At 71.2% G+C, this 16,618-nt stretch carries 13 protein-coding genes; 8 read left to right on the forward strand and 5 right to left on the reverse strand.

Translation table 11 applies throughout. The features are described 5' to 3' along the window. Nucleotides 1-37 precede the first annotated feature (37 nt). The 5 genes from BLW84_RS01505 (at nt 38) to BLW84_RS01525 (ending at nt 7,333) form a co-directional block, all read left to right on the forward strand. Complete coding sequence (locus BLW84_RS01505; protein WP_093260391.1) at nt 38-1,672, forward strand: glucose-6-phosphate isomerase; 1,635 nt, start codon at nt 38-40, stop codon at nt 1,670-1,672. Continuing rightward, on the forward strand, nt 1,669-3,204 hold the full coding sequence (gene zwf / locus BLW84_RS01510; RefSeq protein WP_093260393.1) for a glucose-6-phosphate dehydrogenase: 1,536 nt from the start codon (nt 1,669-1,671) through the stop codon (nt 3,202-3,204). Before BLW84_RS01505 ends, zwf begins: the two co-directional genes overlap by 4 nt. Continuing rightward, nucleotides 3,201-4,151, forward strand: coding sequence for a glucose-6-phosphate dehydrogenase assembly protein OpcA (gene opcA / locus BLW84_RS01515; RefSeq protein ID WP_093260395.1), 951 nt, complete (start codon nt 3,201-3,203; stop codon nt 4,149-4,151). The genes zwf and opcA overlap by 4 nt, the downstream gene beginning before the upstream one ends. After that, a complete protein-coding gene (gene pgl, locus BLW84_RS01520) occupies nt 4,148-4,912 on the forward strand; it encodes a 6-phosphogluconolactonase (protein ID WP_093260397.1) in 765 nt (254 codons plus the stop codon). The genes opcA and pgl overlap by 4 nt, the downstream gene beginning before the upstream one ends. A 234-nt stretch (nt 4,913-5,146) precedes the next feature. Then, nucleotides 5,147-7,333 (forward strand): NACHT domain-containing protein, encoded by a 2,187-nt coding sequence (locus BLW84_RS01525; RefSeq protein WP_177226206.1) that lies wholly within the window; start codon nt 5,147-5,149, stop codon nt 7,331-7,333. Nucleotides 7,334-7,487: 154 nt separating this feature from the next. On the opposite strand, the gene BLW84_RS01530 is transcribed toward BLW84_RS01525, so the two are convergent. Next, on the reverse strand, nt 7,488-8,381 hold the full coding sequence (locus BLW84_RS01530) for an endonuclease/exonuclease/phosphatase family protein (protein WP_245760857.1): 894 nt from the start codon (nt 8,379-8,381) through the stop codon (nt 7,488-7,490). Nucleotides 8,382-8,389: 8 nt separating this feature from the next. Then, entirely contained in the window at nt 8,390-10,339 is a 1,950-nt protein-coding gene (locus tag BLW84_RS01535; RefSeq protein ID WP_245760858.1) for a glycoside hydrolase, read from the reverse strand. 57 nt (nt 10,340-10,396) lie between these two features. Between BLW84_RS01535 and BLW84_RS01540 the strand changes: the two genes are divergently transcribed. Both BLW84_RS01540 and BLW84_RS01545 read left to right on the forward strand, forming a co-directional pair. Then, nucleotides 10,397-11,068: a response regulator transcription factor gene (locus BLW84_RS01540; RefSeq protein WP_093260403.1), complete on the forward strand. Its 672-nt coding sequence runs from the start codon at nt 10,397-10,399 to the stop codon at nt 11,066-11,068. Next, nucleotides 11,065-12,423, forward strand: coding sequence for a HAMP domain-containing sensor histidine kinase (locus tag BLW84_RS01545; RefSeq protein WP_245760859.1), 1,359 nt, complete (start codon nt 11,065-11,067; stop codon nt 12,421-12,423). Before BLW84_RS01540 ends, BLW84_RS01545 begins: the two co-directional genes overlap by 4 nt. 166 nt (nt 12,424-12,589) lie before the next feature. On the opposite strand, the gene BLW84_RS01550 is transcribed toward BLW84_RS01545, so the two are convergent. Both BLW84_RS01550 and BLW84_RS01555 read right to left on the reverse strand, forming a co-directional pair. Next, nucleotides 12,590-13,369 (reverse strand): SDR family NAD(P)-dependent oxidoreductase, encoded by a 780-nt coding sequence (locus tag BLW84_RS01550; protein WP_093260405.1) that lies wholly within the window; start codon nt 13,367-13,369, stop codon nt 12,590-12,592. Nucleotides 13,370-13,417: 48 nt separating this feature from the next. Continuing rightward, nucleotides 13,418-14,866 (reverse strand): MDR family MFS transporter, encoded by a 1,449-nt coding sequence (locus BLW84_RS01555; RefSeq protein WP_177226207.1) that lies wholly within the window; start codon nt 14,864-14,866, stop codon nt 13,418-13,420. A gap of 236 nt (nt 14,867-15,102) precedes the next feature. Here BLW84_RS01555 and BLW84_RS01560 point away from each other — a divergent pair, with 236 nt between their 5' ends. After that, a complete protein-coding gene (locus BLW84_RS01560; RefSeq protein WP_177226208.1) occupies nt 15,103-16,317 on the forward strand; it encodes a glycoside hydrolase family 10-like protein in 1,215 nt (404 codons plus the stop codon). Nucleotides 16,318-16,357: 40 nt separating this feature from the next. Here the strand turns inward: BLW84_RS01560 and BLW84_RS01565 are convergent, their stop codons facing one another. Beyond that, on the reverse strand, nt 16,358-16,585 hold the full coding sequence (locus BLW84_RS01565) for a hypothetical protein (RefSeq protein ID WP_093260409.1): 228 nt from the start codon (nt 16,583-16,585) through the stop codon (nt 16,358-16,360). Between the last annotated feature and the right edge of the window lie 33 nt (nt 16,586-16,618).

Below are 16,618 nucleotides of genomic sequence, written 5' to 3' on the forward strand. Positions count from 1 at the left end.
GTTCGAGTCCAACTAAATCGAGCGCTGAAGGAACTACATGGCAACCGAAACCTCCGTCGACATTCGCGATGTAGCGCTAGCGGCCGAGGCCCGACCGCTGGTCGAGCAGTTGGCCGCCGATGCGGTTGCCGGCAAGCTCGCCGCCCAGGACGCCACGCTGTGGGGCCCGGACGCGGAGAGCGAGGCATCCATCCGGCTGTCCTGGACGACGCTGCACGAGAGCTCGCGCCCGCTGCTCGCCGAGATCGACGCGCTGCGCGCCGAACTGCACGCCGAGGGCCTGGACCGCATCGTGCTGGCCGGGATGGGTGGCTCGTCGCTGGCTCCGGAGGTGATCACCGCGACCGCCGGCGTGCCGCTGGTCGTGCTGGACACCACCGACCCCGGGCAGGTCGCCGACGCGCTGTCCGGCGATCTCGACCGGACCGTGCTGGTGGTCTCCTCGAAGTCGGGCACGACCGTCGAGACCGACAGCCACCGCCGGATCTTCGAGCGGGCTTTCACGCAAAACGGAATCGATCCTGTGACCCGCATCATCGTGGTCACCGACCCCGGTTCGCCGATGGAGTCGGCGGCGCGCGAGGCGGGCTACCGCAAGGTCTTCACCGCCGATCCTCACGTGGGCGGCCGCTACTCGGCGCTGACCGCCTTCGGCCTGGTGCCGTCCGGACTGGCCGGTGCCGACGTCGCCGCGCTGCTGGACGACGCGGCCGCCGCGTTCCGGCGGCTGAGCACGAACGACGCCGACAACCCGGCGCTGCAGCTGGCCGCGGCGCTGGGCGCCGCGCACGCCAAGGGCGCGGAGAAGGTCGTGTTCGCCGACACCGGCTCGGGCATCAAGGGCTTCGGCGACTGGGTCGAGCAGCTGATCGCCGAGTCCACCGGCAAGAACGGCACCGGCCTGCTGCCGGTGGTCGTGGAGAACACCGAGGCCCCCGGCTTCGCCGACGCCGGTCCGGACGCGACGACCGTGGCCGTCGGGCCGGGCGTCAACGGCGCGCGGATCAGCACCACCGGCCCGCTGGGCGGCATGTTCCTGCTGTGGGAGTTCGCGACCGCGGTGGCCGGCCGGCTGCTGGGCATCGACCCGTTCGACCAGCCGGACGTGGAGGCCGCGAAGAAGGCCGCGCGGGCGCTGCTGGACGGCCCGGCCGGTGGCCCGGCCGCGACCCCGGCGCTGGTCGACGGCTCCATCGAGGTGCACGCCTCCGGCGACTGGCTGACCGCAGGCGTCGGCACCGTGGCCGAGGCGCTGCGCGCGTTCCTGGCCACCGCGCCGGAGCGCGGCTACCTTTCGGTGCAGGCGTACCTGGATCGCCTCGACGACGCGTCGACCGCGGTGCTGCGGCCGGAGCTGGCGCGCCGCACCGGGCTGCAGACGACCTTCGGCTGGGGCCCGCGGTTCCTGCACTCCACCGGCCAGTACCACAAGGGCGGCCACCAGAACGGCGTGTTCCTGCAGATCACCGGTGCCGTCGAAGCGGACCTGGAGGTGCCGGACCGGCCGTACACCCTGGCCGGGCTGCAGCGCGCCCAGGCGCTCGGCGACGGGCAGGTGCTCGCCGACCGGGGCCGGCCGGTGCTGCGCCTGCACCTCACCGACCGGGCCGCCGGGCTCGTCGAGCTGGTCAAGGCCGTGCAGGACCTGCGCTCCTTGGAGGACCGGGCGTGACTCAAAGCGAACAGTGGCACAACCCGCTGCGCGACCCGCGGGACAAGCGGCTGCCCAGGATCGCCGGCCCGTGCGGGCTGACGATCTTCGGCGTGACCGGTGACCTCTCCCGCAAGAAGCTGATGCCGGCGATCTACGACCTCGCCAACCGCGGCCTGCTGCCGCCGGGCTTCGCGCTGACCGGCTTCGCCCGCCGCGACTGGGCCGACCAGGACTTCGGCCAGGTCGTCTACGAGGCGGTCAAGGAGCACGCGCGGACCCCGTTCCACCAGAACGTCTGGGACCGGCTGGCGGAGGGCATCCGGTTCGTGCCCGGCTCGTTCGACGATGACGCGGCGTTCGACCGGCTCGCCGAAACGGTCAAGGAACTCGACGCTGACCGGGGCACCGGCGGCAACCACGCGTTCTACCTGTCGGTGCCGCCGTCGGCGTTCCCGACGGTGCTCAAGCAGCTGTCGCGGTCCGGGCTGACCGAGCCGACCGACGAGAGCTGGCGGCGGGTGGTCATCGAGAAGCCGTTCGGCCACGACCTGGAGAGCGCGCGGCACCTCAACGGCATCGTCAACGAGGTGTTCCCCGAGGAGTCGGTGTTCCGCATCGACCACTACCTCGGCAAGGAGACGGTGCAGAACATCCTGGCGCTGCGCTTCGCGAACCAGCTGTTCGAGCCGATCTGGAACGCGCACTACGTGGACCACGTGCAGATCACCATGGCCGAGGACATCGGTCTGGGCGGGCGCGCCGGGTACTACGACGGCATCGGCGCGGCGCGCGACGTGATCCAGAACCACCTGCTGCAGCTGCTGGCGTTCACCGCGATGGAGGAGCCGGTCTCCTTCTCGCCGCAGGACCTGCGCGCGGAGAAGGTCAAGGTGCTGTCGGCGACCAAGCCGGTCGGCCCGTTCGACGAGACCACCGCCCGCGGCCAGTACACCGGCGGCTGGCAGGGTGGTTCGCTGGTGCCGGGCCTGCACGAGGAGGGCGGTTTCGCGTCCGACTCGATCACCGAGACCTACGCGGCGATCACCCTCGAGGTGGAGAGCCGGCGGTGGGCCGGGGTGCCGTTCTACCTGCGCACCGGCAAGCGGCTGGGCCGCCGGGTCACCGAGATCGCGGTGGTCTTCAAGCGCGCCCCGCACCTGCCGTTCGACAGCACGATGACCGAGGAGCTCGGGGAGAACGCCCTGGTGATCCGGGTGCAGCCGGACGAGGGCATCACGATGCGCTTCGGCGCGAAGGTGCCGGGCACCTCGATGGAGGTGCGCGACGTGACCATGGACTTCGGTTACGGGCACGCGTTCACCGAGTCCTCGCCGGAGGCCTACGAGCGGCTGATCCTGGACGTGCTGCTCGGCGAGCCGTCGCTGTTCCCGGTGAACGAGGAAGTCGAACTGTCCTGGCAGATCCTCGACCCGGTGCTGGAGCACTGGGCCGCCCGCGGCAAGCCCCAGCCGTACAAGGCCGGGACGTGGGGTCCGCCGTCGGCGGACGCGATGCTGGCCCGAACCGGACGCGTCTGGAGGCGACCGTGATCATCGATCTGCCGTCCACCACCACTTCGCAGGTCAACAAGAAGCTGGTCGAACTGCGCGAGTCCGGTGGTGCGGTCGCGCTGGGCCGGGTGCTGACGCTGGTGATCGTCACTGGCGACGGCACCGAGGTGGAGAAGGCCATCCAGGCCGCCAACGACGCGAGCCGGGAGCACCCGTGCCGGGTGATCGTGGTGGCCAGCGGGGCGCGGCAGGCCGCGCCGCGGCTGGACGCCCAGATCCGCGTCGGCGGCGACGCGGGCGCGTCGGAGGTCATCGTGCTGCGGCTGTACGGGCCGCTGGCCGACGAGGGCGCGGGCTCGGTGGTGCCGTTGCTGCTGCCGGACGCCCCGGTGGTCGCCTGGTGGCCCACGGAGGCGCCGGAAAGCCCCGCGAAGGACCCGATCGGCGCGCTGTCGCACCGGCGGATCACCGACGCGGCGGCCGACGGCGACCCGATCACCTCGCTGCAGAAGCGCGTCAAGTCCTATGCGGACGGTGACACGGATCTGGCCTGGACTCGGCTGACCTCGTGGCGCGCGGTGCTGGCGGCGGCGCTGGACCTGCCGCCGCACGAGGCGGTCACGGCCGCCACTGTCACCGGCGCGGCGGACTCGCCGTCGACCGACCTGCTGGCCGCGTGGCTGGCCAGCTACCTGGGCATCCCGGTGCGCCGGGTGGAGCACCCGCGCGGGCCGGGCATCATCTCGGCGGTGCTGGAACGCCCGTCGGGCAACGTGGAGATCGTCCGCCCGGACGGCAAGGTCGGGACGCTGACCCAGCCGGGCCAGCCGGACCGGCGGGTGTCGCTGCACCGCCGCGAGGTGCGCGACTGCCTCACCGAGGAGCTGCGCCGCCTCGACCCGGACGAGATCTACGAGGCCACCCTGCAGGGCCTGGACAAGATCGTGCGCGGCGGGGAGGAGCCGGCGGCGGAGGCCGGTTCATGAGCCGGCCGGAAGTGGTCGTGCACGGCACCGGCGAGCTGCTGGCCGCCGCGGCCGCGGCCCGGCTGATCACCAGGATCGTCGACGCGCAGGCCGCGCACGGCGTGGCGTCGGTGGTGCTCACCGGCGGCCGGACGGGCATCGGCGTGCTCGAACAGGTCAACCGCTCCCCCGCCCGGGACGCGGTGGACTGGGCGAACGTGGACGTGTACTGGGGCGACGAGCGGTTCCTGCCGGACGGCGACCCGGACCGCAACGAGACCCAGGCCCGCCACGCCCTGCTCGACCACGTCCCGGTCGACCCGGAGCGGGTGCACGCGATGGCGCCGTCGGACGGCAAGTTCGGCCCGGACGCCGACGCGGCGGCGGCGCACTACGCGGAGGTGCTCGCGACTACTGCGTCGCGGGCGACCGACATCGCGGTGCCGCACTTCGACGTCCTGCTGCTGGGCGTCGGCGAGGAGGGGCACACCGCGTCGCTGTTCCCGGACACGCCGTACGTCCGCGAAGCCCAGCGGACGGTGGTGGGCGTGCACGACTGCCCGAAGCCGCCGCCGACCCGGATCTCCCTGACGCTCCCGGCGATCCGGGCGGCGTCGGAGGTCTGGCTGATGACCACCGGCGAGGCGAAGGCCGAACCGGTGGCGGCGGCGCTGGGCGGGGCGAAGCCGGTGGACATCCCGGCGGCGGGAGCCCGCGGCCGGGACCGGACCCTGTGGCTGCTGGACCCGACCGCGGCATCGGCCATCCCGACCGGAGGCTGATCCCCCGAGGCGAAGGAGGGCACCCAGAGCACTTTTGAACCGCTCGGGGTGCCCTTTTCGTTGTGGACCGCTGAACCAGCGCTGCCTGCCCTGAAAGCACCGGCGAGATCGTTCCAATCCGCGTGAGCGGGAACAATCGGCTGCTGGCGCTGGGTAATCTTTCGCGTTATGCGCCGTTCACGGGGTCGGCTTCTTCGCGTCTGCGCATTCGTGCTGGGGATTTCCGTCAGCGCCGTGCTGTTGCCGACCGCCATCAACATCGGCACCGGCGGCACCGCCCCGGCGTTCCTCGCGCCGTACACCGGCTGGACCTGGCCGGTCATCGGTGTGCTGTGGGCCGTTTCCGTGGCCGTCGGGTCGTGGGAGATGCTGGCTCGCCAGCAGTCGGCCATCACCAGCCGCCCCGTCGACCATCCGCGCAACCGGCCGAACGCCCTGGACCGCGTCGAGCACTACGTCGACCAGCGGTTCTCGCAGTCGCTCGCCGCCAAAGCGCGCATCGAACTGGACCTCGACGAACGGCCGGACGCGGTCATCCGCCCGCAGTCCCTGACGGTGCAACCCGTCGGCGGCACCGAGAAGGCCATCGCGTCGAACGCGCCGATCTCGGAGGTGTTCGACGATCTCCACCAGTCCATGCTCATCCTCGGCGACCCCGGCGCGGGCAAGACCACGCTGCTGCTGGAGCTGGCTCGCGCGCTGATCGAGCGCGCCCGGCAGGACGCGGAGCAGCCGATCCCCGTGCTGGTCGATCTCTCGGGATGGCCCGGCACCGACGACAAGGAGAGCGGACCGAACGACTTCGTCCAATGGCTGCGCGACGAACTGCGGCGCAGGTACACCATTCCGCACGCGGTCACCGAAGCCTGGCTTGCCGCGGGCAAGCTGGCGTTGTTGCTCGACGGTCTCGACGAGGTGGCCTCGGAACACCGCGAGGAGTGCGTCCGCGAGCTGAACTCCTTGCCGCAGAAGGTGTTCGTGCCGCAGATCGCGGTGTGCAGCCGCCTGGGCGAGTACGACAGGCTGCCCGAACGGCTCAGCCTGCACGGCGCGGTGCGCATCCAGCCGCTGACCCGCGACCGGCTGGCGGAGTACTTCGAGGGCACCGGGCGGGGACTCGGCGGCGTCCGGTCGATGCTGACCAGCGACCCGGAGCTGTGGGAACTGCTGGACTCCCCGCTGATGCTCAACATCATGGCGCTGGCCGTGCAGGGAACCAACGGCGAGCAACTGCGGGCCGAGGACACGACCACCGCCCGCCGGGAGCTGTTCGACGCCTACGTCTGCGAGGTGCTGGCGCGCCGGGTCACCCCGCCGTCCCGCTACACGCCCCGGGAGACCGTTCGCGCGTTGTGGTTCCTGGCGATGCTGGCCCGGGACTCCTACCGCGGGAACACGACGTTGCGGATCCGGTTCCTGTCCAGCCTCGACTGGTTCAAGTGCGTCCCGCTCGACGTCGCCGTGGCGACCACGGGCGTCTTCATACCGGTGGCGCTGGGGGCTTTCACCGCGCCGATCGTGCTCGCCGCAATGGTGCGGTTCGGCCTGTTCGCGGGCGTGGTCACCGCGTGCGCCGCAGCGGTGGCGACAGCCGTGACCAGCCGCGATATGCTCCCTCCGGCTGGCACTCGATCGTCACCGCACCGGGTCAAGGCCGTCCGCTCCGCGGTGGTCGTCGGCCTGACCGCCGGGGTGGGCACGATCGGCCTCGTGCTGGCGGTGCACCGGATCCTCGCCGATGTCCCCGCACCGGTTTGCGCCGCCATCGTCGCCGCAGGTGCCGCCATCAGCGCCGGGCTCACCGCAGCTGTCCATTCCGTGGTGGAAGCCGTCACCGCGTGGTTGGTCGCGCTCGCGTCCGGTCTCGCGCCGCTGGGGCTGGCGTTGTGGATCGGCCCGACCGAAGAACTGGTGGGCGGCTGGGTGATCGGCCTGGCGGGCAGCGCCTTCATCGGAGCAACGACCTTGAGCACGAGAACGTTCTACCTCTCCCAGCTGACCCGGGACGCGCCGAAGAACTGGGGCTTCACCAGGCAGAACGTTATCTGCGTGATCGCGGGAGCGCTCGTCGCGGCACTGCTGGGCATCGCCGTGGCCTCGCCGCCCGACACCCGGTTCCTCGGGTTCGCCGTCGGGCTGGTGATCGGCGGCTGCGGGCTCCTCGCCTGGAAAGGCGGTCCAGGAGCGTCGCTGCTCGGCCTGCTGGTGTTCCGCTTCACCGGCTACCTGCCGCCCGGGCGACGCGACTTCCTCTCGCACGCCGCGGACCGGAGCCTGCTGAGCCGGTCGGACGGCGAGTGGCGGTTCGTGCACCTGCTGGTGCGCGACCACCTCGCCGAATGCGATCCGGCCCTGCTCGGAGCTAGAGCCGAGCAACGGGCCCGGGAACTGGCCGGGAACCGCTCCCGCCAGGCGGCGTGACGGCCGGGGTTCATTCATGCCGGCGACCGCACCCGAACGGTCGCCCCCCGTTCAGCGCCGCCGGTCCACGAGGTGGTCCTGGAGCAAGGCGTGCCGGAACTGGTACACCGCGCCGATGGTCGTCGTCGAGGAACTGGGACTCGCGGGGCAACGTTCATCCGAACGCGAAATCGACCACGACGGCGCGGTGGTCGCTGCCTCGAGTGCTGACGACGCCGGCGTCCGTCGCCCGGACCCCGGAGTACAGCACGTGGTCGATGCGCACCAGCGGAAAGCCGGCGGGCCAGGTGAAACCGGCGCCGGTACCGGCCTCGTCCTGGGCCACGTGGAAATTCGGCGGGAACACCTCCATTTCGCGATCGGTCGTCGCGGTGTTGAGGTCGGCCAGAACGATGACGCGGCTCGCCCGGTCGGCCGCGAGTTCCGCCGCGAGGCTGGTCAGGCTGCGGTTTCGTGCGGCGACCGAGTCGGGGCGCAGCGACGGCAGGTGCGCCACGAACACCGTGACCGGGCCGTGCGGGGTGCGGACCAGCGCACGCAACGCGCGGGTCCAGCCCAGCCCCAGGTCGACCGGTTCGGTGGCCTCGATCGGAAATCGGCTCCACAGGCCGACCGTGCCGATCGTGGTGTGGTGCGGGTAGTCGTCCGAGAGGATCTCCCGCGCCGCCGCGCGCGACTGCCCGGTCAATTCCTGCACGCCGATCAGGTCCGCGTCGGTGGCGGCCAGATCGGCCACCGTCGACGACGGGTTCTCGTTGTCCGCGAACATGTTCTGGCTCGCCACCCGGAAGTCCCCGCCCGCGGCGGACGCGCGCGGAATCAGGTCCACGCCGAAGGTTGCACACCAGACCACCGCCGGAACCAGCACGGCCGCGGTGGCGCGCGTCCTGCCCGCCAACCCCACCAGAGCGAGGACGGGGATCAGCACACCGAGCCACGGCGCGGCGCTGTCGAGCAGGGTGCCCGCGCCGCCGACATCCGGCACCAGGGTGTGACAGCCGAGCAGCAGAGCCAGAGCTCCGCAGCAGATCAGGATCATCACGCGCATCGCGGGCCTCACAACCCTGCCGGGCAGATGCGCTGCGGCACACCACCCCGAACCACCGCGTCCAAGCAACCGGCGGGCAGACCGTCGTGCGGCTGGAGCGAGAAGTTCGCGGTCACGGTGAGCACCCCACCGCCGAACGACGTGCGCTGCACGAGGTGATCCGGCGTGAGCCAGCGGAAATCCGTCATCGGCTCGGTGGCCGCCGCCCGGTGCAGCGGCTCGAAGAACCGCTGGAGTTCGGCGATCTGCTCACCGCGCGCGTCCAGTTCGGACTCATTGAGCACCAGGTTGAGCGGCGTGTTGTGGAGCATCGCCAGCATCGCCCGGGTCGCGCTCTGGTCCGGCAGCTTCGACCAGGGAAGTTCCCACCGGTCGGTGCTGATGACCGAGTCGTGCAGCACCGTCTGGTAGAGCGGCACCCGGTACTTCGGATCGAACATCGCCCTAGCCGCATCTGCCGGTAGGCGCACCGGCTTGAAGAAGAACGCCGGTGCGCCTACCGGCGCGTAGCCACCCCAGGTCTCCTTGTCCCGCTCCAGCTTCCAGAGTTGGTCGCTGACGGGCGTCGACGATCCGTGGCTGTAGGCGAGGACGTGGTTGGCCCAGGAACCGGCGCTCTCCGAGCCGAGCACCAGTTTCTGGTCATCGGCGAGCCAGGACATCCGGGCCAGCCGGTTCTGCCGGTCCCGCGCCCGGTTCATGGGATGGGTAGGGGTGTGGTCGCTGTGCAGTTCGCCCGCCGCGTCGACGTCCAGGAAGTAGCTGTTGGCCCCGTTGGTGGTCATCGAGCGGGTGCGATCGACCATGAGCCTGGTGTCCTGGGCGAACGCCTCGGAGCTCAGGTAGCAGCCGCGCCCGCCGAAACCGGTCAGGACCGTCCCGTCGGCATGGTGGACGCACGACTCCTGCCACACCGGTGCGGGCCAACTCGACGACGGGTTGTCGGCCGTCGCGGGATCCTGCGCGTTGGCCCAGGAATCGTAGGGTCCGACCAGGTATCCGGCCCGCTTCGCCGCGTCGGTCGCCGGTTGGCTCATCGGCTGGTCGTCCGCGTCGTATCCCAGCCACATCCGGCCGAGACCGAGTTCGCGCATGCGCTGAATGCCCTCGGGGGTGCGCGCCTGTCCCCAGGTGTATGCGTGGAATGCGCCGACGAGCTTGCCGACCTCGGGGTTGCGGGCGATCTTCTCGCGCAACGGCGCGATGCCGCCGTGGTCCAGCAGCCAGTTCCGGTAGTCGCGCGCTGCCGCGACCGGGGAACCGTCGGTGAGCGCGAAGGTGATCGAGTGGTCCATAGTGGACTCCCGCGCGGAGAAGTCGTGCACCGTTTCGGTGTGCAGCCGTCCCCGGTCGGAGACGAACCGCAGGGACGTCCCGAGGTCTGTTCCAGCGATGTAACCGGCCCCGTGGCCCGGTCGGCTGTAACCCCAGAACGGCATCGTCAGCCCGTCCACCACGCCCAGCTCCGAGCCCGCGATCCCGGCGGCGCCGGAGTTCCACCACGGGTCGGCCACCGGCACCGAAAGCCCTTCGCCGCGGGGGAACTGCACCTCGCCGATCGTCGGATCCGTGCCCGATACCGGCCAGGTCATGCTGCCGTCGCGGTCGGCGTGCACGGTGACGGCCAGCCGGCCGGCTTCGCCACCGGCGGTGACCGTCAATCCCTTCGCCGGGTAGGACCAGGTCGCCTTGCCGTCGCGCACCGAGACGTCGCCGGCCCGGCCCAGGTCGCCGGCTGCGGGCGCGGACAGCTCCCACCGCGTCCCGTCCGCCGCCTCGGCCCGGACACCGAGCGACGTGGTGTCCAGCACCACTTCCCCTCCGTCGACCGCAACGGTGACCTGCCGGCCGGCTACTTCGATCTCCCGCGGACCTGCCTCGGCTGCGGCACACGCAGCGCTCACCACGGCCACCGCGCTGAGCAGGCAGGTCAGCCGGATCGTGTTCGTGTTCTTCACGACCGGCAGCGTCGTCGGCGAATATGAGAGTCCGATGAGAGCTAGCATCTGGTTGTTGTGCGCGTGCTAGTGGTCGAGGACGAGTCCGGTGTGCGGGACGCCGTGGTACGCGGCCTGCAGAGCGAGGGCTACGAAACGCGGTCCGCCGGTGATGGGGCGCGGGCGTTGACCGACATCACCGAGTGGCGGCCGGATGCGATCGTGCTCGACCTGCTGATGCCGTTCATGGACGGACTGACGTTGTGCAGGCGCCTGCGGTCCGCCGGCGACCGGACGCCGATCCTGGTGCTGACGGCGCGCGATGCGGTCGCCGACCGCATCGCCGGGCTGGACGCGGGCGCCGATGACTACTTGGTCAAGCCGTTCGACCTGGACGAGATGCTGGCCCGCGTTCGGGCGCTGCTGCGGCGCAGCCAGCCCGCCGACGACGCCGTGCTGCGGTTCGCCGATCTCACCGTCGACACCGCGGCGCACCGCGTGCTGCGCGCGGACCGGTTGGTGGAGCTCAGCCGAACCGAGTTCGCCCTGCTGGAGGTGTTGCTGCGAAACGCCGACCAGACGCTGCCCCGCGAGACGATCACCGAGCGCGTGTGGGGCGCCGACTTCGGGCCGGCCTCGAACTCGCTGGAGGTCTACGTCCGCTACCTGCGCCGCAAGCTGGAGGCCGCCGGCGAGCCCCGGCTGGTGCACACGGTGCGCGGCATCGGCTACCGACTGGGTGCGCCTTGAGGCGCCGCTGGTCGCTGCGGTTGCGGATCGCCGCCGCCACCGCGCTGGCGGTGGCCATGGCGGTTGCGGGCATGGCGCTGGCCGGGTACGCGATCGTGGCGCACGAGCTCGACCGCTCGCTGAACCTCGGGTTGACGCGAGAGGTCGCGCGGCTGGTGCGGCTGGAGCAGGCGTCTCCGGGCGCGTGGTCGCCGTCCGGGCCGTGCGTGTTCCTCGCTGCTCCGGCGTGCGTGCAGAAGGTCGACTCGGACGGCCGAGTCGACGGCGAGAGCGGGCTGCCGGTGAACCAGCGCACCCTGGATGTCGCCGCCGGCCGCGGTGCCGCGTTCTTCAGCGACATCGAGCTGGCCGGGTATCCAGCCCGGATGCTGACCGCTCCCCTCACCCGGGGCACGGCCGTCGAGGTGGCCGTGCGCGCCGACCGCGTGGACGAGAGCCTGCGGCGCATCAGTCTCGCGCTGCTCGGCGCGGGCGCGGTCGGGATCGCGGTCGCGGCGATCGCCGGGTTCGTGGTCGCCCGCGCCGGACTCGCGCCCATCGCCGCGCTCACCTCGACGGCCGAGCGGGTGGCCCGGACCCGCGATCCGGCCCAGCACATCGAGGCCGGTGGTAACGACGAAATCACCCGGCTGGCAACAGCTTTCAACACGATGCTCGCCGAGCTCGAACAGGCGCTGGCGGCGTTGCGGGATTCGCTCACCGCACAGCGCCGGCTCGTCTCGGACGCTTCGCACGAGCTGCGCACCCCGCTGACCGGCCTGCGCACGAACATCGACCTGCTCGCCCGCGCCGAGCGGCTGAGTCCGGAACAGCGGGCCGAGACGGTCGACGCGCTGCGCGCGCAGGCCACCGAGCTGACCGGGCTCGTCACCGACCTGATCGACCTAGCGCGCGGCGACGAAGCACCCGCCGACGAGACCGAGGACGTTCGGCTGGACCGGCTCGTCGAGCAGTGCGTGGAAAGCGCCCGCCAGCGCCACCCTGGCCTGGTCTTCGAAACCGATCTCGCGCCGACGGTGCTGGACGGCGTACCGCGCACGCTCGCCCGCGCGGTGACGAACCTGCTGGACAACGCGGCGAAGTTCAGCTCGCCGGGCGGTGTCGTGCAGGTCTGGCTGCGCGGCGGGGAGCTGGCGGTCCGCGACCACGGCCCGGGCATCGATCCGGCGGACCTGGACCGCGTCTTCGACCGCTTCTACCGAGCCGACGCCGCGCGCGGCCTGCCCGGCTCTGGGCTGGGGCTGGCCATCGTGCGGCAGGTCGCCGCCTCGCACGGCGCCACCGCCACCGCAGAGTCCCCGCCGGACGGAGGGGCGCTGTTCCGGCTGCGGTTCGGATCCCCCCGGATCGGGTGAGGGAGTTCTTCTCCATCCCGGCACGGGGCGCGCCGATCTTCTCCGGATCAGGGCGGTCGGCGCAGAAGCGAGTGCGACCGGTCCGAGCCTCCCGAGCCGGCCAGGGCCGTGAGTCTTTCGGGTCGCCATGGCAGCACAAAAGACTCACCGCCCTGGCAGCGGCGGGTTAGGCGGTCTTGAGCATTCCGCCGTCGATGACGAGGTCCGAGCCGCTGATGTTCGGCACCTCCCCGGATGCCAGGAACGCCACCAGGGCAGCCACCTCCTCCGGCGCGGTGAAGCTGCCCGTGGAGACGCCGAGGTTCGCGGGAATCTGTTCGAGGAAGTCCGCCAACGGCACGCCCGCCTGCTGGGCCAACGCTTCTCCGGTGCTGCCCGGATCGGTCCAGACGCCGGTGAGGACCGGCCCGGGGGAAATCGTGTTGACGCGCACGCCCTGCGGACCGAATTCCTCGGCCAGGGCCTTCCCGAGGTTGGTCAGCGCGGCTTTCGCCGCCGAGTAGGCCACCAGGTGGGGCAGCGCGAGGCGGGCGTTGACGGAGCCGATGTTGATCACTGCCCCGCGGTGTTCCAGCAAGCTGGGCATCGCGGCCCGGGTCGCCCGCACGGCGCTGAGGAAGGCGATGTCGAGCACGTCGTCCCAGGCCTGGTCGTCGACCGACAGGAAACCGCCCGCTTGGGCGGCAGTGCTGGAGACATTGTTCACCAGGATGTCCACGCGGCCGAACAGGTCCAGCGCGTGGTCTACCAGCCGCTCCGGCCCGGCGGGGTCGCCGAGGTCCACGGTGCAGACGTGCGGGGTGGCCTCGGCTAGTTCCGGGCTGGTGGTGCGGGCACCGCCCACGACGTTGGCGCCCCGGTCGGCCAGTTCACGAACGATGGCGAGGCCGATGCCCCGGCTGGCGCCCGAAACGACGGCCGTCTTGCCCTTGAAGGTGTTGTCCACTTCTCTCCGATCGTTGTTGAAATCACCCGCGCGAAGCGGAAAGACGAATCAGCCCGCCCGGGTCTCCCTGCCCGGCAGGCGAACGGCTACTGCGGCGCCGAGCACGCAGATCCCCAAAGGCCACCAGAAGGCCCCGCCATAGGCCTGGGTGATCGCGGCGTGCCCCGCGAGCCGCTGCTGCACCACGACGGCCAGCACCGCTGTCGAGACCGATCCGCCCAACTGGATGGAAGCGATCAGCGCGCTGCTCGCCCGGCCGGTGTCTTCCGGGGCGATGCTTGCGAATCCGGAAGACAGGGCGGGCGCGAGCGTGGTACCCAGGCCAATCCCGCGCACCAGGAGCGAGCAGACGAGCAGCGCGGTGCCCTCACGCGGGTCGAGCTGGGTGAAGGCGATGGTGCCCAGGGCCGCGAGGACCATCCCGGCCAGAACCACCGCGCGCGGGCCGAATCGGGCGACGAGCCGGGAGACCACCGGCAGGATCAGCACCGTGCCCACGCCCTGCGGCGCCAGCAGCAGGCCGGATGTCCAGGCGTCGAACCCGCCGGCCTGCTGGAAGAACAGCGGCAGCACGAACATGACGCCGTACACCGAGGCCCCGAACAGGAACGCAGTGACGGCGGACGCGGCGAACCGACCGCTGGCGAACAGCCGCACGTCGACCAGCGGCACACCGCGCATCCGCAGCGCATGCACCACGTACGCGAGCAGCAGCACCGTGCCGACGCCGAACGAAACCAGCACGACCGGCGAGGCGATCCCGCCGTCGCTGGTCATCTGGGACAGCCCCAGCAGCAGTCCCGCGAGCGAGGTCGGCAGCAGCACCGTGCCGGTCAGGTCCAGCCGGGAGGTGGCGCGCTCGTGCCGAGACGGGTCGGCAGGCAGGCTCCGTTGCGCCAGCACCGCGCACAGCAGGACGAACGGCACGTTGATCCAGAACAGCCACTCCCAGCCAAGCCGGTCGATGAGGACCCCACCTGCCATCGGCCCGAAGACCGGGGCCAGGGTGATCGGGATCTGGACCAGGCTCATCACGATCGTGGCCCGCCGCGGACCCGCCGACCGAGCCAGCACGGTCAGCATGATCGGCTCGAACAAGCCGCCACCGAGGCCTTGCAGGACCCGCGCACCGATCAGCACGCCCACCGACGGGGCAACAGCGGTCAGCACGCAACCGGCCAGGAAAACCGCCAGCGATGCCTGCCACAGCGCTTTCTCCCCGAAGCGGTCCATCGCCCAGCCGGCGACCGGAATGACGACCGCGATCGCCAGCAGGTACGCCGTGCTCACCCACTGGACAGTGGACAGCGGGACCTCGAACGTCTCGGCCAGCCGGCCGATGCCCACCGAAACCAGCGTCGTGCTCAGCAGTGCCAGGACCCCGCCGAGCGCCAACACCGAGCCGAGCAAGAACAGCGCCCGTCCCGAATGCTCCTCCCCCCCAAGCACTTCGGACGCCGACGACGAGGTCTGCGCGTCCGACGCGTGTGCTGCCACCTTCTCCTCCAGTCCTGACTTCGCCGGCTGAGCTTCATCGGCTGGGCGAAGATCCGCGGTTGCGTTGGGTCGATGTAACCGCTGCGGAGCCGTCGGTTCCGGCGGGATTCGGACTTCGTGCTGTCAGGACCGCCCGGATCAGGTGACGTGGTAATTCCTTGCCATTGGCGCGCGGGGCCGGGTGATGGTCGTACGCTGTGGCGCGCAGTTGTCGATCAGCGGCGAGGTGAGCTGGGATGACCCGCACGCAGGGGTTGCGTCGGATCCGGGCGGACGTGATGGGGCTGGCGCTGGGGTTGGTGGCGATCCTGCTCGGGCTCTTCGGGACCACCGGGGCGGCGGCGAAGGAGCCGACCACCGCGATGCGCGGGATGTGGATCGCCGGGGTGGAGAACATCGACTGGCCCAGCCGGCCGGGGCTTTCCGCCGCGCAGCAGCAGGACGAGTACCGGAAGCTGCTCGACCAGGCCGTCGCGAACAAGCTGAACGCCGTGTTCGTCCAGGTGCGGCCGACCGCCGACGCGTTCTGGCCGTCGCCGTTCGAGCCGTGGTCGCACTGGCTCACCGGGCAGCAGGGCCGCGATCCCGGCTACGACCCGCTGCGGTTCATGGTCGACGAGGCGCACCAGCGCGGCCTGCAGTTCCACGCCTGGTTCAACCCGTACCGGGTCAGCATGACCGACGACCCGCAGGCGCTCGTCCCGGAGCACCCCGCGCGCCGGCACCCGGAGTGGACCTTCGCCTACGGCGGCAAGCTCTACTACGACCCGGGCGTGCCGGCGGCCCGCGAGTTCGTGACCCGCGCGATCATGCACGCGGTCGAGAACTACGACGTCGACGGCGTGCACCTCGACGACTACTTCTACCCCTACCCCGTGGAGGGCCGGCGGATCCCGGACGAGAAGACCTTCGCCGAGCACGGCAAGGACTTCGCCAACATCGAGGACTGGCGCCGGCACAACGTCGACCAGCTGGTGGCGGACCTGGACGCGCGGGTGCACCGGGCCAAGCCGGACGCGCGGTTCGGCGTCAGCCCGTTCGGCATCTGGCGCAACGCGTCGAGCGACCCGGCGGGCTCGGACACCCGCGGCCTGGAGTCGTACTCGGCGATCTACGCCGACACCCGCAAGTGGGTACGAGAGGGCTGGGTCGACTACATCGCCCCGCAGGTCTACTGGCAGATCGGCCACCCGGCCGCCGACTACGCCGCCCTGATCCCGTGGTGGTCCAAGACGGTCTCGGGCACCGGCGTGGACCTCTACATCGGCCAGGCCGCCTACCGGGTCGGCAAGGAGGGCTGGACCGACCCCGGCGAGCTCTCCGCCCACCTGGCGCTCAACGGCCGCCACCGCGAGGTGAAGGGCGACATCTACTTCAGCGCGAAATCGCTGACCACCAACGCCGCCGAAGCCATGGCCCGCGTCGTCAAGGAGCACTACGCGGACCGCTAGCGGGTCCGCACCGGACGGCTGGCCCGGTGCGGACGTTCGGTCATTCGTGGTCGGCGTCCGTTCCGGCACTGCCGTCACCGGAATTGAAGTTGAGCGTCCGGTCGACCTCGATCAGGCTGTCGCCGTTGTTGCTGAACTGCACGAGCGCGAGGCCGTTCGCGTCGCTGTGCCCGGTGCTGCCGGACCCGGCGTGCGCCGTCCCGGCCGCGGTGGCCAACAGGACGCCGGACATCGCCGCGAAACCGGCCGTGCGTCCGAAAATCCGCATGGCATAACTCCTTCCGGTAGAAGATCTCGATCC

The sequence above is a fragment of the Saccharopolyspora shandongensis genome, from assembly GCF_900106995.1.
GTDB classification, from domain to species: Bacteria; Actinomycetota; Actinomycetes; order Mycobacteriales; family Pseudonocardiaceae; genus Saccharopolyspora; species Saccharopolyspora shandongensis.